General features: G+C 54.2%; 22 protein-coding genes and 1 other RNA gene. 15 read left to right on the top strand and 8 right to left on the bottom strand.

What is annotated here, in order from left to right; genetic code table 11:
* The first annotated feature begins 29 nt into the window (after nucleotides 1-29).
* From pgk to srsR, 6 genes are all read left to right on the top strand, one after another.
* The gene (gene pgk / locus OGV94_RS04235) at nucleotides 30-1,193 is read left to right on the top strand and encodes a phosphoglycerate kinase (RefSeq protein ID WP_043017527.1); all 1,164 of its coding nucleotides are present in this window, start codon (nucleotides 30-32) and stop codon (nucleotides 1,191-1,193) included.
* A gap of 88 nt (nucleotides 1,194-1,281) precedes the next feature.
* Nucleotides 1,282-2,361, top strand: coding sequence for a class II fructose-bisphosphate aldolase (gene fbaA / locus OGV94_RS04230; protein ID WP_003027029.1), 1,080 nt, complete (start codon nucleotides 1,282-1,284; stop codon nucleotides 2,359-2,361).
* Between the two features lie 191 nt (nucleotides 2,362-2,552).
* A complete protein-coding gene (locus OGV94_RS04225; RefSeq protein ID WP_043017526.1) occupies nucleotides 2,553-3,413 on the top strand; it encodes a small-conductance mechanosensitive channel MscS in 861 nt (286 codons plus the stop codon).
* Nucleotides 3,414-3,603: 190 nt separating this feature from the next.
* Entirely contained in the window at nucleotides 3,604-4,239 is a 636-nt protein-coding gene (gene argO, locus OGV94_RS04220; protein WP_043017991.1) for an arginine exporter ArgO, read from the top strand.
* Between the two features lie 93 nt (nucleotides 4,240-4,332).
* Nucleotides 4,333-5,079, top strand: a complete 747-nt coding sequence (locus OGV94_RS04215) for an oxidative stress defense protein (protein ID WP_043017525.1) — start codon at nucleotides 4,333-4,335, stop codon at nucleotides 5,077-5,079.
* A gap of 123 nt (nucleotides 5,080-5,202) precedes the next feature.
* Entirely contained in the window at nucleotides 5,203-6,099 is an 897-nt protein-coding gene (srsR, locus tag OGV94_RS04210; RefSeq protein WP_043017524.1) for a LysR family transcriptional regulator SrsR, read from the top strand.
* On the opposite strand, the gene scpC is transcribed toward srsR, so the two are convergent.
* The 5 genes from scpC to argP all read right to left on the bottom strand — a co-directional run bounded on the left by scpC (nucleotide 6,096) and on the right by argP (nucleotide 12,642).
* Entirely contained in the window at nucleotides 6,096-7,562 is a 1,467-nt protein-coding gene (gene scpC / locus OGV94_RS04205; protein ID WP_043017523.1) for a succinyl-CoA:acetate CoA-transferase ScpC, read from the bottom strand. The genes srsR and scpC overlap by 4 nt on opposite strands.
* Before the next feature lie 24 nt (nucleotides 7,563-7,586).
* Nucleotides 7,587-8,372 carry a methylmalonyl-CoA decarboxylase gene (scpB, locus tag OGV94_RS04200; RefSeq protein ID WP_008785757.1) on the bottom strand — a complete coding sequence of 262 codons (786 nt, stop codon included), beginning with the start codon at nucleotides 8,370-8,372 and terminating at the stop codon, nucleotides 7,587-7,589.
* 10 nt (nucleotides 8,373-8,382) lie between these two features.
* Nucleotides 8,383-9,378 (bottom strand): methylmalonyl Co-A mutase-associated GTPase MeaB, encoded by a 996-nt coding sequence (gene meaB, locus OGV94_RS04195; RefSeq protein ID WP_043017522.1) that lies wholly within the window; start codon nucleotides 9,376-9,378, stop codon nucleotides 8,383-8,385.
* Nucleotides 9,371-11,515: a methylmalonyl-CoA mutase gene (scpA, locus tag OGV94_RS04190; RefSeq protein WP_047408885.1), complete on the bottom strand. Its 2,145-nt coding sequence runs from the start codon at nucleotides 11,513-11,515 to the stop codon at nucleotides 9,371-9,373. The genes meaB and scpA overlap by 8 nt, the downstream gene beginning before the upstream one ends.
* 233 nt (nucleotides 11,516-11,748) lie before the next feature.
* Nucleotides 11,749-12,642 carry a DNA-binding transcriptional regulator ArgP gene (gene argP, locus OGV94_RS04185; protein WP_043017520.1) on the bottom strand — a complete coding sequence of 298 codons (894 nt, stop codon included), beginning with the start codon at nucleotides 12,640-12,642 and terminating at the stop codon, nucleotides 11,749-11,751.
* Nucleotides 12,643-12,801: 159 nt separating this feature from the next.
* Here argP and rpiA point away from each other — a divergent pair, with 159 nt between their 5' ends.
* Both rpiA and serA read left to right on the top strand, forming a co-directional pair.
* Nucleotides 12,802-13,461, top strand: a complete 660-nt coding sequence (gene rpiA / locus OGV94_RS04180; protein WP_047408891.1) for a ribose-5-phosphate isomerase RpiA — start codon at nucleotides 12,802-12,804, stop codon at nucleotides 13,459-13,461.
* A gap of 271 nt (nucleotides 13,462-13,732) precedes the next feature.
* Nucleotides 13,733-14,965: a phosphoglycerate dehydrogenase gene (gene serA / locus OGV94_RS04175; RefSeq protein WP_075145657.1), complete on the top strand. Its 1,233-nt coding sequence runs from the start codon at nucleotides 13,733-13,735 to the stop codon at nucleotides 14,963-14,965.
* 381 nt (nucleotides 14,966-15,346) lie between these two features.
* Here serA and OGV94_RS04170 read toward each other — a convergent pair whose 3' ends face one another.
* The 3 genes from OGV94_RS04170 to zapA form a co-directional block, all read right to left on the bottom strand.
* A complete protein-coding gene (locus tag OGV94_RS04170) occupies nucleotides 15,347-15,943 on the bottom strand; it encodes a 5-formyltetrahydrofolate cyclo-ligase (RefSeq protein WP_087052031.1) in 597 nt (198 codons plus the stop codon).
* Nucleotides 15,944-15,962: 19 nt separating this feature from the next.
* Nucleotides 15,963-16,146: non-coding RNA, 6S RNA (gene ssrS / locus OGV94_RS04165), on the bottom strand.
* 41 nt (nucleotides 16,147-16,187) lie between these two features.
* Nucleotides 16,188-16,517, bottom strand: coding sequence for a cell division protein ZapA (gene zapA / locus OGV94_RS04160; protein ID WP_003026980.1), 330 nt, complete (start codon nucleotides 16,515-16,517; stop codon nucleotides 16,188-16,190).
* 167 nt (nucleotides 16,518-16,684) lie between these two features.
* Between zapA and OGV94_RS04155 the strand changes: the two genes are divergently transcribed.
* The 7 genes from OGV94_RS04155 to gcvP all read left to right on the top strand — a co-directional run bounded on the left by OGV94_RS04155 (nucleotide 16,685) and on the right by gcvP (nucleotide 26,086).
* The gene (locus OGV94_RS04155; RefSeq protein ID WP_003026978.1) at nucleotides 16,685-17,263 is read left to right on the top strand and encodes a YecA/YgfB family protein; all 579 of its coding nucleotides are present in this window, start codon (nucleotides 16,685-16,687) and stop codon (nucleotides 17,261-17,263) included.
* A 24-nt stretch (nucleotides 17,264-17,287) separates the two neighbouring features.
* A complete protein-coding gene (gene pepP / locus OGV94_RS04150; protein ID WP_087052032.1) occupies nucleotides 17,288-18,613 on the top strand; it encodes a Xaa-Pro aminopeptidase in 1,326 nt (441 codons plus the stop codon).
* On the top strand, nucleotides 18,610-19,788 hold the full coding sequence (ubiH, locus tag OGV94_RS04145) for a 2-octaprenyl-6-methoxyphenyl hydroxylase (protein ID WP_075145660.1): 1,179 nt from the start codon (nucleotides 18,610-18,612) through the stop codon (nucleotides 19,786-19,788). Before pepP ends, ubiH begins: the two co-directional genes overlap by 4 nt.
* An 81-nt stretch (nucleotides 19,789-19,869) precedes the next feature.
* Nucleotides 19,870-21,072, top strand: a complete 1,203-nt coding sequence (gene ubiI / locus OGV94_RS04140; protein ID WP_047408902.1) for an FAD-dependent 2-octaprenylphenol hydroxylase — start codon at nucleotides 19,870-19,872, stop codon at nucleotides 21,070-21,072.
* 452 nt (nucleotides 21,073-21,524) lie between these two features.
* Entirely contained in the window at nucleotides 21,525-22,619 is a 1,095-nt protein-coding gene (gene gcvT / locus OGV94_RS04135) for a glycine cleavage system aminomethyltransferase GcvT (RefSeq protein WP_181634331.1), read from the top strand.
* Between the two features lie 25 nt (nucleotides 22,620-22,644).
* On the top strand, nucleotides 22,645-23,034 hold the full coding sequence (gene gcvH / locus OGV94_RS04130; RefSeq protein ID WP_003026965.1) for a glycine cleavage system protein GcvH: 390 nt from the start codon (nucleotides 22,645-22,647) through the stop codon (nucleotides 23,032-23,034).
* A 178-nt stretch (nucleotides 23,035-23,212) separates the two neighbouring features.
* Entirely contained in the window at nucleotides 23,213-26,086 is a 2,874-nt protein-coding gene (gene gcvP / locus OGV94_RS04125; RefSeq protein ID WP_075145661.1) for an aminomethyl-transferring glycine dehydrogenase, read from the top strand.
* Nucleotides 26,087-26,134: the final 48 nt, after the last annotated feature.

Genomic DNA, 26,134 nt, shown 5'->3' with positions numbered 1-26,134 from the left:
AACTTTATGAATCAACGAGAGGATTCACCATGTCTGTAATTAAGATGACCGATCTGGATCTGGCTGGTAAACGCGTTTTTATCCGTGCGGACCTGAACGTACCAGTTAAAGAAGGGAAAGTAACCAGCGATGCGCGTATCCGTGCTTCCCTGCCAACCATCGAACTGGCCCTGAAACAGGGTGCTAAAGTGATGGTAACTTCCCACCTGGGTCGTCCTACCGAAGGCGAGTACAACGAAGAATTCTCTCTGCTGCCGGTTGTTAACTATCTGAAAGACAAACTGTCTGCTCCAGTTCGCCTGGTAAAAGATTACCTGGACGGCGTTGAAGTCGCTGCCGGTGAACTGGTTGTTCTGGAAAACGTTCGCTTCAACAAAGGCGAGAAGAAAGACGACGAAGCGCTGTCCAAAAAATATGCTGCGCTGTGCGACGTATTCGTCATGGATGCTTTCGGTACGGCTCACCGTGCGCAGGCTTCTACCCACGGTATCGGCAAATTTGCTGACGTAGCGTGCGCTGGCCCGCTGCTGGCTGAAGAGCTGGATGCGCTGGGTAAAGCGCTGAAAGAACCTGCTCGTCCGATGGTGGCTATCGTTGGTGGTTCTAAAGTTTCTACCAAACTGACCGTTCTGGATTCTCTGTCAAAAATCGCTGACCAACTGATCGTTGGCGGTGGTATCGCGAACACCTTCGTTGCCGCTCAAGGCCACAACGTGGGTAAATCCCTGTATGAAGCTGACCTGGTTGACGAAGCTAAGCGCCTGCTGACCACTTGCGACATCCCGGTCCCGACCGACGTTCGCGTAGCGACTGAATTCTCTGAAACTGCACCGGCTACTCTGAAATCCGTTAGCGATGTGAAAGAAGACGAGCAGATCCTGGACATCGGCGACGCTTCTGCACAGCAACTGGCTGACATCCTGAAGAATGCGAAAACCATTCTGTGGAACGGCCCGGTTGGCGTGTTCGAATTCCCGAACTTCCGCAAGGGTACTGAAATCGTGGCTAACGCCATCGCAGACAGCGAAGCGTTCTCTATCGCAGGCGGCGGCGACACCCTGGCAGCTATCGACCTGTTCGGTATTGCTGACAAAATCTCCTACATCTCCACTGGCGGCGGCGCATTCCTCGAATTCGTGGAAGGCAAAGTACTGCCAGCAGTAGCGATGCTCGAAGAGCGCGCTAAAAAGTAAGCATTTAATGGGCAGGGTAACCTGCCCAATTATTAGCGCGCTTTAGAGCGCGCGCCCTTTCCAAGGCCGAAGATACAGGACTCGCAACATGTCTAAAATTTTTGATTTCGTAAAACCAGGCGTAATCACTGGTGATGACGTACAGAAAGTTTTCCAGGTAGCTAAAGAAAACAACTTTGCTCTGCCAGCTGTTAACTGCGTTGGTACCGACTCCATCAACGCCGTACTGGAAACCGCTGCAAAAGTTAAAGCGCCGGTAATCGTACAGTTCTCCAACGGTGGTGCTTCTTTCATCGCGGGTAAAGGCGTGAAGTCCGACGTTCCTCAGGGCGCTGCAATCCTGGGTGCTATCTCTGGCGCGCATCACGTTCACCAGATGGCTGAACACTACGGTGTTCCGGTTATCCTGCACACTGACCACTGCGCGAAGAAACTGCTGCCGTGGATCGACGGTCTGCTGGACGCGGGTGAAAAACACTTCGCAGCAACCGGCAAACCACTGTTCTCTTCTCACATGATCGACCTGTCTGAAGAGTCTCTGGAAGAGAACATCGAAATCTGCTCCAAATACCTGGCGCGCATGTCCAAAATGGGCATGACCCTGGAAATCGAACTGGGTTGCACCGGTGGCGAAGAAGACGGCGTGGACAACAGCCACATGGACGCTTCTGCACTGTACACCCAGCCGGAAGACGTTGATTACGCCTACACCGAGCTGAGCAAAATCAGCCCGCGTTTCACCATCGCAGCTTCCTTCGGTAACGTACACGGCGTTTACAAGCCGGGTAACGTTGTTCTGACCCCGACCATCCTGCGCGACTCTCAGGACTATGTTTCTAAGAAACATAACCTGCCGCACAACAGCCTGAACTTCGTCTTCCACGGCGGTTCCGGTTCTACTGCTCAGGAAATCAAAGACTCCGTAAGCTACGGCGTAGTGAAAATGAACATCGACACCGATACCCAATGGGCTACCTGGGAAGGCGTTCTGAACTACTACAAAGCAAACGAAGCTTACCTGCAGGGTCAGCTGGGCAACCCGAAAGGCGAAGATCAGCCGAACAAGAAATACTACGATCCGCGCGTATGGCTGCGTGCTGGTCAGGCAACCATGATCACCCGTCTGGAACAGGCTTTCAAAGAACTGAACGCGGTTGACGTTCTGTAATTAACGCCGTTCTACGTGACATGAGGCCCGCAAATGCGGGCCTTTTTTATTGCCATTTCAATGTGCTGCTGACAGAGAATTCTGTGATCTGTTTGGCAAAATCCAGGTTTATTGTTTACCCTTGTCAGGTTGCCAGTCCCGTGAGGGCGGCTTTATTTCTCCCGTTTGGGTAAGCAAAAAAGGAATAGTGAATGGAAGATTTGAATGTTGTCGACAGCATAAACGGTGCGGGCACCTGGCTGGTCCGCAATCAGGAGCTGCTGTTGAGCTATGCCGTCAACATCGTGGCGGCCATCGCCATTGTCATTATCGGTATGATCGTGGCGCGCATCGTATCTAACACCGTTAACCGCCTGATGCTGGCGCGTAAAATTGATGCAACCGTTGCCGACTTCCTCTCCGCACTGGTGCGCTACGGTATTATCGCTTTCACGCTGATTGCCGCTCTGGGCCGCGTTGGGGTACAAACCGCCTCCGTGATTGCCGTTCTCGGTGCCGCTGGTTTAGCCGTTGGTCTGGCACTGCAAGGTTCGTTGTCCAACCTCGCCGCTGGCGTGCTGTTGGTAATGTTCCGTCCGTTCCGTGCGGGTGAGTATGTAGACCTCGGCGGCGTAGCGGGAACCGTGCTCAACGTGCAGATTTTCTCCACGACCATGCGTACCGTTGACGGTAAGATTGTGGTGATCCCAAACGGTAAAATTATTGCCGGGAACATCATTAACTTCTCTCGCGAGCCGGTCCGTCGTAACGAATTTATCATCGGCGTAGCTTATGACTCCGATATCGATCAGGTGAAAAAAATCCTCACTGATATCATCCAGTCTGACGAACGAATCATTAAAGATCGTGAAATGACGGTGCGCCTGAATGAGCTGGGCGCTTCCTCGATTAATTTCGTCGTACGCGTCTGGAGCAACAGCAGCGATCTGCAAAGCGTCTATTGGGATGTTCTGGAGCGTATTAAACGCGAGTTTGACGCCAACGGCATCAGCTTCCCGTATCCGCAGATGGATGTGAACTTCAAGCGTGTGAAAGAGAGCGCTGCAGAGTAATCGCGTGCCCGGTGGCGCTATCGCATACCGGGCCTACAAAATCTCCAGGCCGGACAAGGCGCCAGCCGCCATCCGGCATCTTCCCTCCTGGTATTAATTCCTCTTATCCCTGATTAAAATTATCAATTTCCGCTAATGATTTTCCCGCGCTATAGTCTGCTCCTAAGAGAAACAGTTCGGGATGATTAACGTGTTATCGTATTATTTTCAAGGGCTTGCACTTGGTGCGGCCATGATACTTCCGCTTGGTCCACAAAATGCTTTTGTGATGAATCAGGGGATCCGTCGCCAGTATCACATCATGATCGCTTTACTTTGCGCTATCAGCGATTTGGCGTTGATTTGCGCGGGGATCTTCGGCGGTAGCGCCTTGCTGATGCAGTCGCCGTGGCTGATGGCGCTGGTCACCTGGGGCGGCGTCGCCTTTTTACTCTGGTACGGTTTTGGTGCGTTAAAAACGGCGATGAGTAGTAATCTGGAGCTGGCCAGCGCCGAGGTGATGAAGCAGGGCCGCTGGAAAATCATTGCTACTATGCTGGCGGTGACGTGGCTCAATCCCCATGTTTATCTGGATACCTTTGTGGTGCTGGGGAGTCTGGGAGGGCAACTGGACGTTGAGCCTAAGCGCTGGTTTGCGCTGGGAACCGTCAGCGCTTCGTTCCTGTGGTTCTTCGGCCTGGCATTGCTGGCGGCCTGGCTTGCTCCGCGCCTGCGTACTGCTAAAGCACAGCGCATCATCAATACGCTGGTAGGATTAGTGATGTGGTTTATCGCTTTTCAGCTGGCAAAAGAAGGTGTTGCGCACGTTCATGCGTTGTTCAACTAAGTGTTGTCTGATGGACAACGCAGCGAGATCGGCTAAGCTTGCCTGCATGTGCCCTGAGTTTCGGGGTAATTAATGAAACATGGAGGAACGACCGTGAAGTTCAAAATAATGGCCCTGGCGGCATTAGTCGGATTCAGCGCACTATCGGTACAGGCAAATGAGTTGCCAAATGGACCGCACATCGTGACTTCCGGAACGGCAAGCGTGGATGCGACACCAGACATCGCCACTCTGGCGATTGAAGTGAACGTTGCTGCAAAGGATGCGGCTTCAGCGAAGAAGCAGGCCGATGAACGCGTGGCGCAATATCTCTCCTTCCTTGAACAGAACCAGATAGCGAAGAAAGACATTAGCGCTGCAAACCTGCGTACCCAGCCGGACTACGACTACCAGAACGGTAAAAGCATCCTCAAAGGTTATCGTGCGGTGCGCACCGTTGAAGTCACGTTGCGTCAGCTGGATAAGCTCAACGCGTTGCTTGATGGCGCACTGAAGGCCGGTCTGAATGAGATTCGTTCGGTATCGCTCGGTGTTGCCCAACCGGATGCTTATAAAGATAAGGCGCGTAAAGCAGCAATTGATGATGCTATTCATCAGGCTGAACAACTGGCCGCGGGCTTTAACAGTAAACTGGGTCCCGTTTACAGCGTGCGCTATCACGTATCCAATTATCAACCGAGCCCGATGGTACGGATGATGAAAGCGGATGCTGCGCCTGCGACATCCGCTCAGGAAACCTACGAACAGCCGGTTATTCAGTTTGACGATCAGGTTGATGTCGTCTTCCAGATTGAGCCGACGGCGGGGCAGCCAACAGCAACGCCAGCCAAAACCCAGTAATTGTTCCAGACCCGGCTCTCCAGCCGGGTTTTTTATGTGACCAACTGTAAAAATGAGACCTCACATCCGGTCTTTTTTTTCGCCGTAATGAGGATAGGCCATAGCGATTTTTAAGGGGACGCTATGGATATTTTTATCTCGAAAAAGATGCGTAATTTCATTCTGCTGGCGCAAACTAATAACATCGCCAGAGCGGCAGAAAAAATACATATGACCGCATCGCCATTCGGTAAAAGCATTGCTGCACTGGAAGATCAAATCGGCTATACGCTATTTACCCGCAAAGATAACAACATCAGTCTGAATAAAGCGGGACAGGAGCTGTATCAGAAGCTGTTTCCCGTTTATCAGCGCCTCTCTGCCATTGATAACGAAATCCATAACGCCTCTCGTCGTTCGCGGGAAATCGTCATCGGCATCGACAATACCTACCCAACGATTATTTTTGACCAGTTGATAAGCCTTGGTGATAAGTACCATGGTGTGACGGCCCAGGCCGTGGAGTTCAGTGAGAATGGGGTGATTGATAACCTGTTCGATCGCAAACTCGATTTTATCATCTCGCCGCAGCACGTTTCCCCCCGCGTCCAGGAGCTGGAAAATCTGGCGATCAATGAACTCCCTCCGCTGCGTCTGGGTTTTCTCGTTTCCCGGCGCTACGAAGAAAAACAGCCGCAGGATCTGCTGCGCGAGTTGCCCTGGCTGCAAATGCGCTTCCAGAATCGCGCTAACTTTGAGGCGATGCTGGATGCCTACATGCGACCCTGTGGGATTAACCCGACGATTATTTACCGTCCATACAGCTTTATGGCCAAGATTAGCGCGGTGGAGCGCGGGCAGTTTTTGACGGTGATCCCTCATTTCGCCTGGCGGCTGGTGAATCCGTCGACGCTAAAGTATTTCGACGCGCCCGGTAGCCCCATGTATATGCAAGAATTTCTCTATTCACTGAAAAATCATCGCTATACCGCCACCATGCTCGAGCATATTGCTGAGGATCGTGACGGTACGGCAAGTTAACCAAGCATTGAACCTGTTTCGAGCAGGTTGCGATGCAGATCGAAAGCATGGCTGAGATCGTGATGGATATGCCCGCCGGGCGCTTTCTCCAGATAGCGGTGCAGGTAATCCCGGTAAAGAGGGTGCGCACAGTTATCGATAATCGTGTGCGCCCGCTGCATCGGAGATAACCCACGCAGATCGGCAATCCCTTGTTCGGTCACGATCACTTTAACGCTATGTTCGCTGTGATCGACATGGCTGCACATCGGTACGATGGTGGAGATTTTCCCGCCTTTGGCAATCGACGGCGCCATAAAGATAGACAGATAGGCGTTGCGCTCGAAATCCCCGCTGCCGCCGATGCCGTTCATCAGGTTCACGCCCGCAACGTGCGTGGAATTGGCATGGCCGTAGATATCAAATTCCAGGCCCACGTTGAGCGCGATAACCCCCAGCCGTCGAATGATTTCTGGGTTATTGGAGATCTCCTGCGGGCGCAGCACAATACGGCTGGCGAAGAAGTCCATGTTGTCGTAAATCTTCTGTAGCGAGGGGGCTGAAATGGTCAGGCTGGAGGCGCTGGCGCCGGTTATCTTGCCCGTTTCCAGCAGATGCACCACCGACTCCTGCAACACCTCCGAATACATCATAAAGGGCGGGATATCCGGGTTTTCCCCCAGCCGCGCCATCACCGCGTTGTTGATATTGCCCACGCCGCTTTGTAAGGGTAGAAACTCAGCTGGAATGCGTTTGTGCGCCATTTCTGCCAACAGGAAAGTGACGACGTTATCGGCAATTTGTTGGCTGACCGGATTAGTTTTATCCGCTGTATTTCCTGCATCCGGCAGGTCGGTATCCACTATCGCGACCACTTTCTGCGGGTCTATCTGCACGCACTGACTGCCCACGCGATCCATGGTATGAAATATGGGTACGCTGTTACGCCGCGGCGGTGCGCCGGGTATCACGATGTCGGCAAACTCCGCCACGCGCGGATTATGGTAATGATTCAGTTCAATGATCACTTTTTTCGCCCGCAGAAGCCAGGTGGGCGCATTACCAATACCGCTGGAAAGCCAAATCCGTCCATCTGGCGCAATGGCGGACGCTTCAATGACGGCAACGTCGATCTCGCCAAAAAAGCCGTAATTAACCATCTGCGCAACCTCGCTCAAATGGAGATCGACAAACCTCACCTGGCCCTGATTAATTTTCTCGCGCAGGCCCGATGAGGTTTGATAAGGCGCGCGCCAGGAAACGGCATCCGCCGCGGATAGGACATCATCAGCAGCAGCGCCAATTGATGCTCCGGTCAGCAGGCGGATCTGAAAAGGCTGCCCGAGCTGATGCTGTTCGCATGCGCGTTGGGCAATTGCGCTGGGTAACGCTTTTGGCGAACCTGCGGGGGTAAAGCCGCTGAATGCCACCATATCATCGTGCTGGATAATTTCTGCCGCCTGTTCGGCGCTCATCCGTTTCATGGCCGTCTCCTTTCTCGGACGTGATTAGTGGCCGACAAAATTGGGTTTACGTTTTTCCATAAACGCGTTCATCCCTTCCTGATAATCCTCGCTGTCGTACACCGCGCGGCGCATGCCCTGAATACGCTCGAACTCATCGGAATTCATGGTGTGCGCTTCACCCAGCACGCGCAGTTCTTCTTTGATGACGGCGATTGCCAGCGGCGCTTTTTCCGAGATGTGGTGCGCCATTTGCAGGGTGAAATCTTCCAGTTCCTCGACAGGTACGACATGGTTGAGGATCCCGACCGCCATGGCGCGTTGAGCGGTGATGGGCGAGGCGGTAAAAATCAGTTCTTTAACGATGTGAAAACCAGCGTCGCGGGTCAGATTGTGGATGCCCACAAGGTTATACGGCACGCCGAGGTTGACCGGGGTCATTGAGAAGGTGGATGTGCTGGCTGCGATGATCAGATCGGAACTCATGATCATCTCAAACGCGCCGCCCCAGACGCTGCCTTCGACCATGGAGATCACCGGCTTCGGGTATTTTTGGATCATACGGGTTATCTGACGCAGCGGATCGTCATAGGAGAGCGGATCGCGACGTCCGGTGGGGAGCTCATGAATATCATGCCCGGCAGAGAACACTTTGGCCCCGCTCGGAGCGCGTAGAATGATGCAGCGAATGTCAGCACGATTGAGGTCGCTCAGCGCCTGCATCAGATCGTCAATAAACACTTTGCTCAGGGCATTGAGCTTGCGCGCGTAGTTGAACTCAATAACCGCGACTTTCTGGATGATGACCACGTTGACGTATTGATAAGACATAATGTTCTCTTTATTGAAAGTAATGATGCTGGATAAATTCGCTGATATGCCGCAGACCGGTGCGCGGCGAAAGATCATTGTTTTTGACAGCCTGCAGCGTCTGCTGGAAATAACGGTCGAAATCAGCCCGGGCAAACAGCAGATGCAGCGCTTCTTCTTCAGCCTGCTGATGTAACCAGTCCACCGCCTGCTGCTGGCGAACTTTTTCCAGTCGACCGCTGGCAGTCAGGCATGTTTTAAAGTCGGTTATCGCCTGCCAGATTTCCTCAATGCCGCGTTTTTCCAGGGCGCTACAGGTCAGAACCCGCGGCTGCCACTCGTCATATTTACGGCGCAAAATGTGCAGGGCGGATTCGTACATATGGCGGGCGATCGCAACGCTGGTATGGTTCTCGCCGTCGTCTTTATTGATGACGACCAGATCCGCCATTTCCATCAGGCCTTTTTTGATACCCTGTAAATCGTCGCCACCGCCAGCGATTTGCAGTGAGATAAAGCAATCCACCATACCTGCGACTTCGGTTTCTGACTGTCCAACGCCGACGGTCTCTACAATCACCACGTCAAAGCCAGCTGCTTCGCACAACAGCATTAATTCGCGGGCGCGCTGGCTGGCGCCGCCTAAATGACCGCTGGAAGGGACCGGGCGAATAAACGCAGATTCTGCGCGGGCAAGCTCCGTCATGCGGGTCTTATCACCAAGAATGCTGCCGCCGCTGACCGGGCTGCTGGGATCGACGGCGATCACCGCCACCCGTAATCCGTGGCGGATGAGCAGCATACCGAATGCTTCCAGGAACGTGCTTTTACCCGCGCCCGGCGTGCCGGTGATCCCTAAGCGCAGGGCGTTACCGGTGAACGGCATAATCGCGTCCAGCAATTGCGTACTTAACGGCTGGTGGCGCGGGTGGTTGCTTTCGACCAGCGTCATTGCCTGGGCGAGCGTCGCTCGTTCACCGAGTCGTAAGCGGCGGACGGTATCCTCAAGCGTGGCGGCGTTAATCATGATGTTGACTGATACGGGTCAACACATCGCGGACGCTGTCGAGCATTGGCGTGCCGGGGCCATAAATGGCTGCTACACCATGCTCGTGCAGGAAGGCGTAATCCTGTGGCGGAATAACGCCTCCTGCTACCACACAGATATCTTCACGCCCCCATTTTTTGAGTGCGGTAACCAACTCCGGGATCAGCGTTTTATGGCCTGCCGCCAGTGACGATGCGCCTATTACATGCACATCGTTTTCTACCGCCAGACGGGCGATCTCTTCTGGTGTGGAGAACATCGGGCTGAGATCGACATCGAAGCCGAGATCGGAGTAGGCGCTGGCGATCACCTTCGCGCCGCGATCGTGGCCGTCCTGGCCCATCTTGGCGATCAGAATGCGCGGGCGACGGCCATTTTCCGCGAGGAAGCGTTCGGTTTGCGCAACGATAGCGTCAAACTCATCGGCGGATTTATCAGACTGGTGATAGCTTTGCGCAATCACGCCAGTAACGCACTGGCTGGGAACCAGATATCGGTCAAAGGCGACTTCCAGCGCGTCGGAGATTTCACCGAGCGTGGCGCGAACGCGGGCGGCGTTGACGGCGGCAGCCAGCAGGTTTTCATTATGCTGCGCGGCGTGGGTCAGCGCGGATAGTGCGGTTTTAACGGCATCGTTGTCGCGGGTGGCGCGGATATGCTGCAGCGAAGCAATTTGCTCATTACGCACCTTCACGTTGTCGATCTCCAGTACCGACGTCTCGTCTTCTTTATCCAGCTTGTACTTGTTCACGCCAACAATAACGCGCTTACCCTGGTCGATCAGCGACTGTTCGCGCGCGGAAGCTTCCTCGATCATCCGTTTAGGGAGCCCGGCTTCGATCGCTTTCGCCATGCCACCTGCCTCGTCAATCTGCTTGATGATCGTACGCGCCTGCTTGACGATTTGATCGGTGAGTGACTCGACGTAATACGATCCGGCCAGCGGATCGACGGTGCGGCAGATCTCTGATTCTTCCTGAATGATGATTTGCGTATTACGCGCAATACGGGCGGAGAAATCGGTGGGCAAACCGAGCGCTTCATCAAAGGCGTTGGTATGCAGCGACTGGGTGCCGCCGAGCGTAGCGCCGAGCGCTTCAATGGTGGTACGTACCACGTTGTTGTAAGGATCCTGCTCGGTCAGACTCCAGCCGGAGGTCTGGCAGTGGGTACGCAGAGCGAGAGATTTTGGGTTCGTCGCGCCAAAACTGCTGACCGCTTCGCTCCACAAATATCGCGCCGCGCGCAGCATGGCGACGTTCATAAACAGATCCATGCCGATGCCGAAGAAGAACGACAGGCGCGGGGCGAAGTCATCTATTTTCAGTCCGGCGGAAAGTGCGGCTTTGATGTATTCAATACCGTCTGCCAGCGTAAAGGCCACCTGCTGCACGCAGTTTGCCCCAGCTTCACCCATGTGATAGCCGCTGATGCTGATGGTGTTAAAGCGCGGCATGTTGCCGGAGCACCAGGCGATGATGTCGGCGATAATGCGCATAGACGGTTTTGGTGGATAAATGTAGGTGTTGCGACACAGGTACTCTTTCAGAATATCGTTCTGAATGGTCCCGGTGAGTTGTTCCGGCGTTACGCCTTGTTCTTCTGCAGCGACGATATAAAACGCCAGTACCGGCAGCACCGCGCCGTTCATGGTCATCGATACCGACATCTTATCCAGCGGGATCTGGTCGAACAGTACCTTCATATCTTCGACGGTATCGATCGCCACGCCGGCTTTACCGACGTCTCCCGACACGCGTGGGTTGTCTGAGTCATAGCCACGATGGGTGGCAAGGTCAAAGGCGACGGAAAGCCCTTTTTGCCCGGCGGCGAGGTTGCGGCGGTAAAAGGCGTTGGACTCTTTGGCGGTAGAAAAACCGGCGTACTGACGAATGGTCCACGGCTGTGCGGTATACATGGTGGCGCGTGGGCCGCGCACGTAAGGCGGCAGGCCGGGAAGGGTGCCCGTGACTTCCAGATTATCGAGGTCTGCTTCAGTGTACAGCGGCTTGATGGCAATCCCTTCCGCTGTCTGTCTTTCCAGCGACTCGACGGTTTTTTCCCGTCGGCTGAGTTCTTTATTGGCGAGTGTTTGCCACTCCTGCACGTTTGCCATTTTTTGCTCCGTATTACGCAATAAGTTGAATCTTTGCGAATACGGTGTGCTTTTTCATTTGGCTTGTCGCCAGCAAAAAATAGCCAACAGGACGTCGTTTTTTGCCGCGCGGCGTGTTTTATTTTGTGATGTATTTCAAAGACGTGGCGGGAATAGCATGAAAAGAGGGTATAAGGCTTGTAGGCCGGATAAAGCGTTACGCCGCCATCCGGCACTCAGGAGGAATAAACGGTTTAATCCTGACGCAGCACGTTGTGGCCATAGGCCAGCAGCGCATCGGTGACGTTGCGCATCATGCGGCTTTCCGGCGCAAAGCGATGCCAGTACAGCATCCGACGCTGGAACAGGCCCGGTGTTAAGTCGATAAGTTCGCCGCTTGCCAGCTCTTTCTCAATCTGTAAATGTGGGATCATGCAACAGGTGGTTCCCTGACGAGCCAGTTGAACGAAGGCTTCAGACGAGTTAACGATATGGCATGGTACGCTGCCTGGCGGCAGGTCGAAATTTTGTTGCAGGAATGCCTGGTGCATATCATCAAGATGGTCAAACGCTACCGCCGGGGCTTTCAGCAGGGCAGAGCGGGTGACGCCGTTAGGGAAATAACGCTCGGCGAAAGGTTTTGATCCAACAAACAGATAGTCCAGTGCGCCAAGTTTATCCACCAGACAGCTTGGCAGTGCCTGATGCTGAATACTCACCGCACCGACCACTTCACCACGACGCAGACGTTCCTGGGTGCGCGTTTCATCCTCAACCTGCAGGTTCAGGCGAATCGGTGAATTTGCCAGTACCGGGGCCAGCGCCGGAAGTAACCAGGTTGCCAGACTGTCGGCGTTCACCGCCAGCGAGAGCAGCAGCGGCGTTGAGCCGGTTTGTTCATCGCCCAGCCACTCGTCTTCCAGCAGTTCAACCTGACGCAAAAGCGCCAGCAGTTTCTGCCCTTGCTCGGTTGGGCGTGGTGGTACGGTACGCACCAGCAACGGTTGTCCGAACATATTCTCAAGCTGTTTTATGCGCTGTGAAACGGCGGATTGCGTGATGCACAGCTTTTGCGCCGCGCGCTCAAATCCTCGTTCACGAATAACCGCATCCAGTGCTTGTAGTGTTCTGTAGTCCGGACGTTTCATTGCTTTGACGCACTCCTGAAATTTTTGCTTGTTCTGCACTATGACACAATTTTTGATTGGGTAAAGACGAAATCCGCCGCTTGCGAGCGGGTGTGGGGACATTTTTCTGCGCAATGTTCTATAATGCGCGTGAATTTTCCCACCACAGGCGAAACGATCATGACGCAGGATGAACTGAAAAAAGCAGTAGGATGGGCGGCACTTAAGTATGTACAGCCCGGTACCATTGTGGGCGTAGGTACAGGTTCAACAGCCGCACACTTTATTGATGCGCTGGGCACAATGAAAGGTCAGATTGAAGGTGCGGTATCCAGTTCGGACGCCTCGACCGAAAAACTTAAAAGCCTTGGCATCCACGTGTTCGACCTTAACGAAGTTGACAGCCTCGACGTATACGTTGACGGCGCGGATGAAATTAACGGCCACATGCAGATGATCAAGGGCGGCGGCGCAGCGTTGACCCGTGAAAAAATCATTGCTTCCGTAGCGAAGAAATTTATCTGTATCGCGGATGCGTCTAAAGAAGTCGATATTCTCGGCAACTTCCCGCTGCCGGTTGAAGTGATCCCAATGGCGCGCAGCGCTGTGGCTCGCCAGTTGGTGAAGCTGGGCGGTCGTCCTGAATACCGTCAGGGCGTCGTGACGGACAACGGCAACGTGATCCTCGATGTATACGGTCTGGAGATCCTCGACGCCATCGCGCTGGAAAATGCCATCAACGGGATTCCGGGTGTGGTAACCGTCGGTCTGTTTGCCAACCGTGGTGCGGATGTCGCGCTGATCGGTACGCCAGATGGCGTGAAAACTATCGTAAAATGATCTGACGGGAGCGTCTTCTCCCGTTAAAAAAATTTTGGCAGGGCAAATTTGGTGACTTGTGTCACGTTTATAATATTGTCCTGCCGATCTCTCCAAAGAAAAAGTTATCGCCAGTATTTTCCTCTGACATTTCTCGTTGAATGACATTTCTTCAGCACGGCGACGCAAACGTTCATATTGCCGCAATATTATTTTTTGATATGTTGAAGAGACGGATGAAAATCCCACACACAACACATCAGTTTGAACAAAAAAAGACAGGGTCGGGGAAATGGCAAAGGTATCACTGGAGAAAGATAAGATTAAATTTCTGCTGGTTGAAGGCGTACACCAAAAAGCGCTCGAAAGCCTTCGTGCAGCAGGTTATACCAACATCGAGTTTCACAAAGGCGCTCTGGACACTGAACAACTGAAAGAGTCCATCCGTGATGCCCATTTCATTGGCCTGCGATCCCGTACCCATCTGACGGAAGATGTGATTGACGCCGCAGAGAAACTTGTCGCGATTGGCTGCTTTTGTATCGGCACCAACCAGGTTGATCTGTCCGCTGCGGCAAAACGCGGGATCCCCGTGTTCAACGCGCCATTCTCTAACACGCGTTCCGTTGCGGAACTGGTGATTGGCGAACTGCTGCTACTGCTACGCGGCGTACCCGAAGCGAACGCCAAAGCACACCGCGGCGTGTGGAATAAACTGGCTACCGGCTCGTTTGAAGCGCGTGGCAAAAAACTGGGGATCATCGGCTACGGCCACATTGGTACTCAGTTGGGCATTCTGGCGGAATCGCTGGGGATGCATGTCTATTTCTATGATATTGAAAATAAACTCCCGCTTGGCAACGCCACCCAGGTTCAGCATCTTTCCGACCTGCTCAATATGAGCGACGTGGTGAGCCTGCACGTACCGGAAAACGCCTCCACCAAAAATATGATGGGTGCGCATGAGATTGCTCTGATGAAACCAGGCGCACTGCTGATCAACGCCGCACGCGGTACGGTTGTCGATATTCCTGCGCTGTGTGATGCGCTGGCAACAAAACATCTGGCGGGAGCGGCCATCGACGTCTTCCCAACGGAACCTGCTTCTAACAGCGATCCGTTCACCTCGCCGCTGTGTGATTTCGACAACGTGATCCTGACGCCGCATATCGGTGGGTCCACGCTGGAAGCACAGGAAAACATCGGTCTGGAAGTGGCTGGGAAACTGACCAAGTATTCCGACAACGGCTCTACGCTGTCTGCGGTTAACTTCCCGGAAGTTTCGCTGCCGCTGCACGGTGGTCGTCGTCTGATGCACATTCACGAAAACCGTCCGGGCGTTTTGACCGCGCTGAACCAGATTTTTGCCGAGCAGGGCGTCAACATTGCCGCGCAGTATCTGCAGACTTCCGCACAGGTAGGTTATGTGGTTATTGATATTGAAGCGGATGAAGATGTGGCGGAGAAAGCGCTGCTGGCGATGAAGGCCCTTCCGGGAACCATTCGCGCGCGTCTGCTGTACTGATTTCCTCTACATGGGCAGGCGGTTGACCTGCCCATCTTTCCTCTGATTTCCCGGCCTCAAAATTTCTTTCTGTAACGCATACATTCTGTTTTCGAGCCTTGCCGCAATTGGCAACTAAAGGCAGTGCTGCGTGTTGTACAGCACTAAAAGGAATTTACGATAGAGGCTCAGCATCGCGCTGAAACGGGAAAGCCCCTGGCGAAGCAGGGGCTCTAAAAAGGAAAGGGACGATGATGAGATACGTCATCATGCTGCTGATCCTGTTAATCATCGCTTGGCCAGCATATTAACAGAGAGTACGCAGGAGGGAGGTTCGCCTCCCTCACCCTTCACCGAGGAATTTAGGTCAAAAAAACGGCGCTGTCAATCGGCAAAAAACGGCTACCACTCCCAAATTTTGGACGGCGTTACCACCGCAGGCAGTGGGATATCCCACTCTTCGACAGGCAGCTTTTCCACTAACTGGCAATCATGTGCGTAGCCCACGGGTTGGATCTTATGCTGTTGCCAGTTTTGCAACGTACGGTCATAAAATCCGCCGCCCATGCCCAGTCGTTGTCCACCCTCGTCAAACGCCACTAACGGCGTAATCAGTACATCCAGCTGTGACAGCGGCAATACGTCGCGGACATCAAGTCGTGGTTCCTGAATCTTTAAGCGATTGGTTACCAGGTCGCTGTGCGGATGATAGTGCAGGAACAGCAGGTTGCCAGGGCTAAAGGGATGAAGAACCGGAAGGTAGACGCGCTTACCCGCTCGCCACAGCTGTTCGATCAACGGTTGAGTGTCGAGTTCGCCATCAAACGAGAGGAATACCGCCACGGTATGAGCGAGTACAACAGGGGGATAACTGAGCATTCGGGTCGCGGCTTGCTGACCGTATTGTCGTTGCTGTTCGGAGGTAAGCGCACGACGACGCTGACGAATCAGTTGACGGATTTCTTGTCGGGATAAAGGGAGTTCAGAAAGTAATGTCATGGCTGTTGCCAGGTAGAAGGGAATCTCCGAGATGCCGCCGCAGGCTGTAACCCTTGAACCCTTGGTTCAAGGTGAATGTGTCGTCACAGTTTTAAGGCTTCTCGGACGGGCCGAGCATGCTCACCAACCATGGAGCGCCACATTCTTGTGGTATGAAATATCGGCTCAGGGGACTGGCCCGCTTGCAAACATCTCAGAGAAATTTTGTCTTCACGGTCACTCTACCACAGTAAACCGAAAAGTGTTATTCAAAGTTTTGGCCCGTTTTTTCGGTTATGCGACCCTGATCAAGCAACGCCTGTTCGATGGTCTGTTGTAGCATCCGAATACGTTGTTCCATGCTCGCCGCGTACTCACGCGTCTTCGCTTTTTCCTGAGTTAATTCATAGCTGATGTTCAACGCGGCGATGAAAACCAACTGCTCAGTATTTGTGACTCTAGTGCGAACTTTCAGATCTTGCAATCGCTGATTGAGATCGTCCGCAGCCTGATTCAACGCATCCCTTTGTTCAGGCGGGCAATTCACTCGCAGTGAACGGCCAAATATTTGGATATCGACGGGTTGTGCAGACATGCCACCTTCCTGCTGATTGACTGCGCTGCCTTCGTCTCCAGACCTTGGGTCCGCGAAGGGGCGACACTATAGCTACCCTGGTATCAAGATACAAGCCCTTTTCTGGTCCACCAGGGTCCAAAGTGGTAGCATACCATGAATATTCCTCCCTTTGATGACGAATGCTTATGTCTATACAGAACGAAATGCCTGGCTACAACGAAGTTAGCCAGTTTTTGAACCAACAAGGGGCTGGATTAACCCCGGCCGAAATGCACGGCTTAATCAGCGGGATGATTTGCGGCGGCAACAACGACAGCTCATGGCAGCCGCTGCTGCACGACCTGACGAACGAAGGTCTGGCCTTCGGCCACGAGCTGGCTCAGGCACTGCTGAAAATGCACTCTGCTACCAGCGATGCCCTTGAGGACGACGGCTTCCTTTTTCAGCTTTATCTGCCAGAAGGCGATGACGTCAGCGTGTTCGATCGCGCCGATGCGCTGGCGGGGTGGGTAAACCACTTTTTGCTGGGGCTTGGCGTGACGCAGCCGAAGCTCGACAAAGTGACCGGTGAAACCGGGGAAGCGATTGACGACTTGCGCAATATCGCCCAGTTGGGATATGACGAAGACGAAGATCAGGAAGAGCTGGAAATGTCGCTCGAAGAGATAATTGAATACGTGCGCGTTGCCGCTTTGCTGTGTCATGACACGTTTACGCGTCAGCAGCCGACCGCGCCGGAAGTCCGTAAACCGACTCTGCACTAAGAACGAAACGCAAAGGAGAGTGTGATGAGCGAGATATCTCAGCAAGAATTCCAGCGTCGTCGCCAGGCATTACTGGCACAAATGCAGCCTGGCAGCGCCGCGCTGATTTTTGCCGCGCCTGAAGCGACGCGTAGCGCGGACAGTGAATACCCGTACCGCCAAAGCAGTGATTTCTGGTACTTCACCGGTTTTAACGAACCTGAAGCCGTGCTGGTGCTGATTAAAAGTGATGACACTCATAACCACAGCGTTTTGTTCAACCGGGTTCGCGATCTGACGGCGGAGATCTGGTTTGGCCGCCGTCTGGGCCAGGATGCCGCGCCGGAAAAACTCGGCGTTGATCGGGCGCTGGCCTTCAGTGAAATCAACCAACAATTGCACCTGTTGCTCAATGGCCTGGACGCGGTGTATCACGCGCAGGGCGAGTATGCCTGGGCGGATGAGATTGTGTGCACGGCGCTGGATAAACTGCGTAAAGGCGCCAGACAAAATCTGCACGCGCCCGCCGCGATTATCGACTGGCGCCCAATGGTGCATGAAATGCGCCTGTTCAAATCAGCGGAAGAAATTGCGGTCATGCGCCGTGCCGGAGAGATCACCGCGCTGGCGCATACCCGCGCGATGGAAAAATGTCGTCCGGGAATGTTTGAATACCAGTTGGAAGGTGAGATTCACCACGAATTTACCCGCCATGGCGCGCGTTATCCGTCCTATAACACGATTGTCGGCAGCGGTGAAAACGGCTGTATCCTGCATTACACCGAAAATGAAAGTGAAATGCGCGATGGCGATCTGGTGCTGATTGACGCTGGCTGTGAATACAAAGGCTATGCGGGCGACATTACGCGTACCTTCCCGGTAAACGGTAAATTTACCCCGGCACAGCGTGAAATTTACGACATTGTGCTGGAATCCTTAGAAACCAGCCTGCGTCTGTATCGTCCCGGAACGTCCATTCAGGACGTCACCGGAGAGGTGGTGCGCATCATGATTACGGGTCTGGTGAAGCTTGGCATTCTGCACGGCGAGGTTGACCAGCTAATTACCGAAAATGCGCACCGCCCCTTCTTTATGCATGGTCTTAGCCACTGGCTGGGGCTGGATGTGCATGACGTCGGCGTTTACGGTCAGGACCGTTCACGCATTCTTGAGCCAGGAATGGTACTCACCGTCGAGCCGGGGCTGTATATCGCGCCGGACGCCGATGTACCGCCTGCTTATCGCGGTATTGGCATTCGTATTGAAGATGACATCCTCATCACCGAAGACGGCAATGAAAACCTGACCGCCAGCGTGGTGAAGAGAGCGGATGACATTGAAGCCTTAATGGCCGCGGCTCGACTGCAATGAGCGTGATTATCGTCGGTGGTGGTATGGTTGGCGCGACGCTGGCGCTGGCTATTTCTCAGCTCAGCCATGGGACTCTGCCGGTTCATCTTATAGAAGCGAGCGAACCTGAAACTGACCGCCATCCTGGGTTTGACGCCCGGGCGATCGCGCTGGCGGCAGGGACCTGCCAACAGCTGGCGCGAATTGGCGTATGGCAAGCGATTGCCGATTGCGCAACGGCAATCAAAACGGTTCACGTCAGCGATCGCGGCCATGCCGGATTTGTGACGCTGGATGCGCAGGAATACCGTATTCCAGCGCTGGGCCAGGTGGTAGAACTGCACGATGTCGGGCTGCGTCTGTTTGCGCTGCTGCGTAAAGCGCCGGGCGTCACGCTGCATTGTCCCGATCGCGTAGCCAGCGTGGCGCGTACGCAGGAACATGTTGAGGTCACGCTGGAGAATGGCGAGGTTATTACCGGTCGCGTGGTGGTCGCCGCTGACGGTACACGTTCCGCGCTGGCTACCGCCTGCGGCGTTGACTGGCAGCAGCAGCCCTATGAACAACTGGCAGTAATTGCCAACGTCACGACTTCTGTTGCGCATGACGGGCGGGCGTTTGAACGCTTCACGCAATATGGTCCGCTGGCAATGTTGCCGATGTCTGATGGCCGCTGTTCGCTGGTGTGGTGCCATCCGCTGGAACGGCGTGATGAGTTAATGGCCTGGTCCGACGAACGGTTTTGCCGTGAACTGCAAACCGCGTTTGGCTGGCGGCTGGGGCGTATTACTCAGGCAGGTAAACGCAACGCCTATCCGCTTTCGTTAACTTCGGCGCAAAAAGCGATTACCCATCGTACCGTGCTGGTTGGGAACGCAGCCCAGACGCTGCATCCTATTGCCGGACAAGGTTTTAACCTTGGTCTGCGTGACGTAATGAGCCTGGCTGAGACGTTGACGCAGGCGCAAAACAACGCGGAAGATATCGGTGATTATGCGGTGCTGGCACGCTATCAGCAGCGTCGCGAACGCGATCGCGAGACGACGATTGGTGTGACCAACAATTTAGTGTATTTGTTTGCCAATCGCTGGGCTCCGCTGGTTGTTGGGCGCAACGTCGGGCTGATGGCGATGGAATTATTCACACCCGCGCGCGATGCGCTGGCGGAGCGGACCCTGGGTTGGGTCGCGCGATAAATATGGCCAGTAGACCGGATGGCGGCGTAAACGCCTTATCCGGCCTACGGTTTTGATTGTTCCGGTTTCCAGGAGTAAACAGTGCAAAGTGTTGATGTAGCAATTGTTGGTGGCGGCATGGTAGGACTGGCGGTTGCCTGCGGCTTGCAGGGCAGCGGGTTGCGCGTTGCTGTATTAGAACAACATGTTCCACAGCCGTTGACGGCGGATGCACCTCCTCAGCTTCGCGTTTCGGCCATTAATGCCGCCAGCGAAAAACTGCTTACCCGTCTTGGCGTCTGGTCCGACATTGTTGCCCGTCGCGCTTGCTGCTACCACGGCATGGAAGTCTGGGACAAAGACAGCTTTGGCCGTATTGCGTTTGATGACCAAAGCATGGGCTACAGCCATTTGGGTCACATCGTTGAAAACTCAGAGATTCATTATGCGCTGTGGCAAAAGGCGCAGCGTTCAGCGGATATTACGCTGATGGCGCCCGCCGAATTACAGCAGGTGGCCTGGGGGGAGAACGAGGCATTTCTGACTCTCAAAGATGGCGCAATGCTGACGGCGCGTCTGGTCGTCGGTGCCGATGGCGCTAACTCCTGGCTGCGCAATAAAGCTGACATTCCGCTCACCTTCTGGGATTACCGCCATCATGCGCTGGTGGCGACTATCCGTACGCAGGAAGCGCACGGCGCGATTGCCCGTCAGGCGTTTCACGGCGAGGGGATCCTGGCATTCCTGCCGCTCAGCGATCCGCACCTGTGTTCTATCGTCTGGTCGCTCTCGCCGCAGGAAGCAGAACGTATGCAGCAGGCAAGCGTTGATGAGTTTAATCAGGCGCTGAATATCGCTTTTGATAATCGTCTGGGGCTGTGCAGCCTTGAAAGCGAACGTCAGGCGTTTCCGCTGACGGGACGCTATGCCCGTCAGTTCGCCGCCCATCGTCTGGCGCTGGTGGGGGATGCGGCGCATACCATCCACCCGCTGGCGGGTCAGGGGGTTAACCTTGGCTTTATGGATGCGGCGGAGCTAATCGATGAACTTAAGCGGCTACAACGTCAGGGTAAAGATATTGGTCAGTATCTCTATTTACGCCGCTACGAGCGCAGCCGTAAGCACAGCGCAGCAATGATGCTGGCCGGAATGCAGGGCTTTCGTGAGCTGTTTGCCGGCGAGAATCCGGCGAAAAAACTGCTGCGTGATATCGGGCTGAAACTGGCCGATACCCTGCCTGGTGTAAAACCACAGCTCATCCGTCAGGCGATGGGACTGAACGATCTTCCCGAGTGGCTACGCTAGCGTCCGTAAGGACAATCTTAAGAGTTTGAGACCCGTCACACTTTCCTCTCCCGGCCTGCGCGCCGGGGCACTTCTCTCATTTGAAATAATCTAATTCCACGCCTTTTTTCGCATTAGTTTTTTTAATATTACGTTTTTTTTATAACGCCATTTTTGACATTTTTTCCACATTTAATGTGGATTGGTGCGGTAAATTCGCGTTTATCTTTGATTGTTATTCTGGTTAATCGCCATATCTCTGGAATTTTATTCTGCTGGCGATCTGGCCGTTTTTGGCCATAAGCTAATGTGATGGTTAATTTTGACTTATGGTTTAGCGCCTGTTTCGGTGGTAAGTTCAGGACAAAGAGAACGTTTGCGTCGTAGCCCCTGGAGCGGCTGCGGTGCTGGGTTTCGTGGCGAAAATTTCACCGCGAAAGAGTTGGTAGCCCCGCTTATTCAACGAGGAAAAGATGGCTCAACAGACTCCTTTGTACGAACAACACACGCTATGTGGCGCGCGCATGGTAGATTTCCATGGCTGGATGATGCCACTGCATTACGGTTCTCAGCTTGATGAACACCATGCTGTTCGCACCGATGCCGGAATGTTTGATGTGTCGCATATGACCATCGTCGACCTGCGCGGTAGCCGCACCCGGGAGTTCTTGCGTTATCTGCTGGCAAACGACGTCGCGAAGCTAACGAAGACGGGTAAAGCCCTCTACTCCGGGATGCTCAACGCTTCGGGCGGCGTGATAGATGACCTGATTGTCTATTACTTCACTGAAGACTTCTTCCGCCTCGTTGTAAACTCCGCCACCCGCGAAAAAGACCTCTCCTGGATTACCCAACACGCTGAACCTTATGCTATCGACATCACCGTTCGTGACGACCTGTCGCTGATTGCGGTGCAGGGGCCTAATGCGCAGGAAAAAGCAGCTACGTTGTTTACTGACGAGCAGCGCCAGGCGGTAGAAGGCATGAAGCCGTTCTTTGGCGTTCAGGCGGGTGATTTATTTATCGCAACTACCGGTTATACCGGCGAAGCTGGCTATGAAATTGCCATGCCGAATGACAAGGCGGCAGATTTCTGGCGTGCGCTGGTACAAGCAGGTGTCAAACCTTGCGGTCTCGGCGCGCGCGACACGCTGCGTCTGGAAGCCGGTATGAACCTGTACGGGCAGGAGATGGACGAAGGAATTTCACCGCTGGCGGCCAATATGGGCTGGACCATCGCATGGGAACCGGCTGACCGCGACTTTATCGGTCGTGAAGCGCTGGAAATGCAGCGTGAAAAAGGTCACGAACAGCTGGTCGGGCTGGTGATGACCGAGAAAGGCGTGCTACGTAATGAACTGCCGGTGCGTTTCACCGATGCTTCGGGCAACCAGCAGGAAGGCATTATCACCAGCGGGACATTCTCCCCAACCCTGGGTTACAGCATCGCGTTGGCGCGTGTACCTGCGGGTATCGGTGAGACCGCAATCGTACAGATCCGTAACCGTGAAATGCCGGTAAAAGTGACTAAACCTGTTTTTGTGCGTAACGGCAAAGCCGTCGCGTAATTCATCCTTTTTTGGAGATTGATTGATGAGCAACGTACCTGCAGAACTGAAATACAGCAAAGAACACGAATGGCTGCGCAAAGAAGCTGATGGCTCTTACACCGTGGGTATCACCGAACACGCTCAGGAGCTGTTAGGTGACATGGTTTTCGTTGACCTGCCCGAAGTTGGCGCTACCGTCAGCGCGGGCGATGACTGCGCCGTTGCGGAGTCCGTAAAAGCGGCATCCGATATCTATGCGCCAGTAGGCGGTGAGATTGTTGCGGTTAACGACGCGCTCAGCGACTCCCCGGAACTGGTCAACAGCGAGCCGTATGCGGGTGGCTGGATCTTTAAAATCAAAGCCAGTGATGAAAGCGAAATTGAATCGCTGCTGGATGCCACCGCATACGAAGCATTGTTAGAAGACGAATAAATACGCTTCATTCTTCACGTTGCAGGTGTGTTGGCTTCCTCGCCCACCCCAGTCACTTACTTATGTAAGGCTCCTGGGGATGTGCTGCGTCGCCGCCGTCCTGCAACGCGAATTATTTTGCGTATTCAGGTAAGTAGAGACACCTACGATTCACTGCACGTTTCAGGAACCATCGCCCATGACACAGACGTTAAGCCAGCTTGAAAACAGCGGCGCTTTCATTGAACGCCACATCGGACCGGACGCCGCGCAGCAGCAAGAGATGCTGAATGCGGTTGGCGCCGAGTCGTTAAACGCGCTGATCGGCCAGATTGTGCCGAAAGACATTCAGCTCGCAACCCCGCCGCAGGTTGGCGAGGCGGCGACCGAATACGCTGCGCTGGCTGAATTAAAAGCCATCGCCGGGCGTAACAAGCGCTTCACGTCCTACATTGGCATGGGCTACACCGCCGTGCAGTTGCCACCGGTTATCCTGCGTAACATGCTGGAAAACCCAGGTTGGTACACCGCATACACGCCGTATCAGCCGGAAGTCTCTCAGGGACGTCTGGAAGCACTGCTGAACTTCCAGCAGGTGACGCTGGATCTGACCGGTCTGGATATGGCCTCCGCCTCTCTGCTGGATGAAGCCACTGCGGCGGCTGAAGCCATGGCGATGGCCAAACGCGTCAGTAAACTGAAAAATGCCAACCGTTTCTTTGTGGCGGCTGATGTTCATCCACAAACGCTGGACGTTGTACGCACCCGTGCAGAAACCTTTGGCTTTGACGTCATAGTTGATGACGCGGCGAAAGCGCTGGATCACCAGGATGTGTTTGGCGTGCTGCTGCAACAGGTTGGCACCACCGGTGAAGTGCACGACTACAGCGCACTGATTGCTGAGCTGAAATCCCGTAAAGTTGTGGTCAGCGTCGCTGCCGACTTTATGGCGTTGGTACTGTTGACTGCACCGGGCAAACAGGGTGCGGATATCGTTTTCGGCTCTGCACAACGCTTCGGCGTACCGATGGGCTACGGCGGCCCGCACGCGGCATTCTTTGCTGCTAAAGACGAATTCAAACGCTCCATGCCAGGCCGTATTATCGGCGTCTCCAAAGATGCGGCGGGTAATACCGCACTGCGCATGGCGATGCAGACTCGCGAGCAGCATATCCGCCGCGAGAAAGCGAACTCTAACATTTGTACCTCACAGGTCCTGCTGGCCAACATCGCCAGCCTGTATGCCGTGTATCATGGCCCGGTTGGTCTGAAGCGCATCGCTAATCGTATCCACCGCCTGACCGATATTCTGGCAGCCGGTCTGCAACAAAAAGGCTTAAAGCTGCGTCATGCGCACTACTTTGACACGCTGTGTGTTGAAGTGACCGATAAAGCGGCGGTTCTGGCGCGTGCTGAAGCGGCAGAAATCAACCTGCGCAGCGACATCCATAACGCGGTAGGCATTACGCTCGACGAAACCACTACCCGTGAAAACGTGGTGCAGCTGTTCAATGTTCTGCTGGGCGACAGCCACGGCCTGAGCATTGACACGCTGGATAAAGACGTGGCGCTCGACAGCCGTTCAATTCAGGACAGTATGCTGCGTGACGATGCGATCCTCAGCCATCCGGTGTTTAATCGCTATCACAGCGAAACTGAGATGATGCGTTATATGCACTCGCTGGAGCGCAAAGATCTGGCGCTGAACCAGGCGATGATCCCGCTGGGATCTTGCACCATGAAGCTCAACGCCGCTGCCGAGATGATCCCTATTACCTGGCCTGAATTTGCTGAGTTGCATCCGTTCTGCCCGCCAGAGCAGGCGGAAGGTTATCACCAGATGATCGGCCAGCTTTCCGAGTGGCTGGTAAAACTGACCGGTTATGACGCCGTCTGCATGCAGCCGAACTCCGGCGCACAGGGCGAATACGCTGGCCTGCTGGCGATTCGTCATTATCACGAAAGCCGTAACGAAGGCCATCGCGATATCTGCCTGATCCCGGCGTCCGCCCACGGTACTAACCCGGCTTCCGCACAAATGGCGGGGATGCAGGTCGTGGTTGTCGCCTGTGATAAGAACGGCAATATCGACCTTACCTGCCTGCGTGAAAAAGCAGAACAACATGCTGCGAATCTCTCCTGCATCATGGTGACCTATCCGTCCACCCACGGCGTATATGAAGAAACGATCCGCGAAGTGTGCGACGTTGTGCACCAGTTTGGCGGTCAGGTTTACCTTGATGGCGCGAACATGAATGCTCAGGTTGGGATCACTACGCCGGGCTTTATCGGCGCAGATGTATCGCACCTCAACCTGCATAAAACGTTCTGCATTCCGCACGGCGGCGGCGGTCCAGGTATGGGGCCGATCGGCGTTAAATCGCATCTGGCGCCGTTCGTACCGGGCCACAGCGTAGTTCAGATTGAAGGAATGCTAACCCGTCAGGGCGCAGTATCTGCGGCGCCGTTCGGTAGCGCATCCATTCTGCCAATTAGCTGGATGTACATCCGTATGATGGGCGCAGAAGGTCTGAAACAGGCAAGCCAGGTGGCGATCCTTAACGCTAACTACATTGCCAGCCGTCTGAAAGATGCTTATCCGGTGCTGTATACCGGTCGTGATGGTCGCGTGGCGCATGAATGTATTCTCGACATTCGCCCGCTGAAAGAAGAGACCGGTATCAGTGAACTGGATATTGCCAAGCGTCTGATCGATTACGGTTTCCATGCGCCGACCATGTCGTTCCCGGTTGCGGGTACGCTGATGGTGGAACCGACCGAATCTGAAAGCAAAGTGGAACTGGATCGCTTTATCAACGCAATGCTGGCAATCCGCGCTGAGATCGACCGCGTGAAAGCTGGTGAATGGCCGCTTACAGACAACCCGCTGGTTAACTCCCCGCACACGCAAAACGAGTTGGTCGCGGAGTGGAATCATGGTTACAGCCGCGAAATCGCCGTCTTCCCGGCAGGTGTTGCGAACAAATACTGGCCGACCGTGAAACGCCTTGATGATGTTTACGGCGACCGTAATCTGTTCTGTTCCTGCGTGCCGATGAGTGAATATCAGTAACTTTTCCGCGTAGTAAAGCAGTTTCCAGGCCGGGTAAGGCGAAGCCGC

The sequence above is a fragment of the Citrobacter sp. Ce006 genome, assembly GCF_030336535.1.
Lineage (GTDB): Bacteria > Pseudomonadota > Gammaproteobacteria > Enterobacterales > Enterobacteriaceae > Citrobacter > Citrobacter europaeus.
Note: the sequence above shows the minus strand (reverse complement) of the source record. Positions and strands in the feature narration are given on the sequence as shown.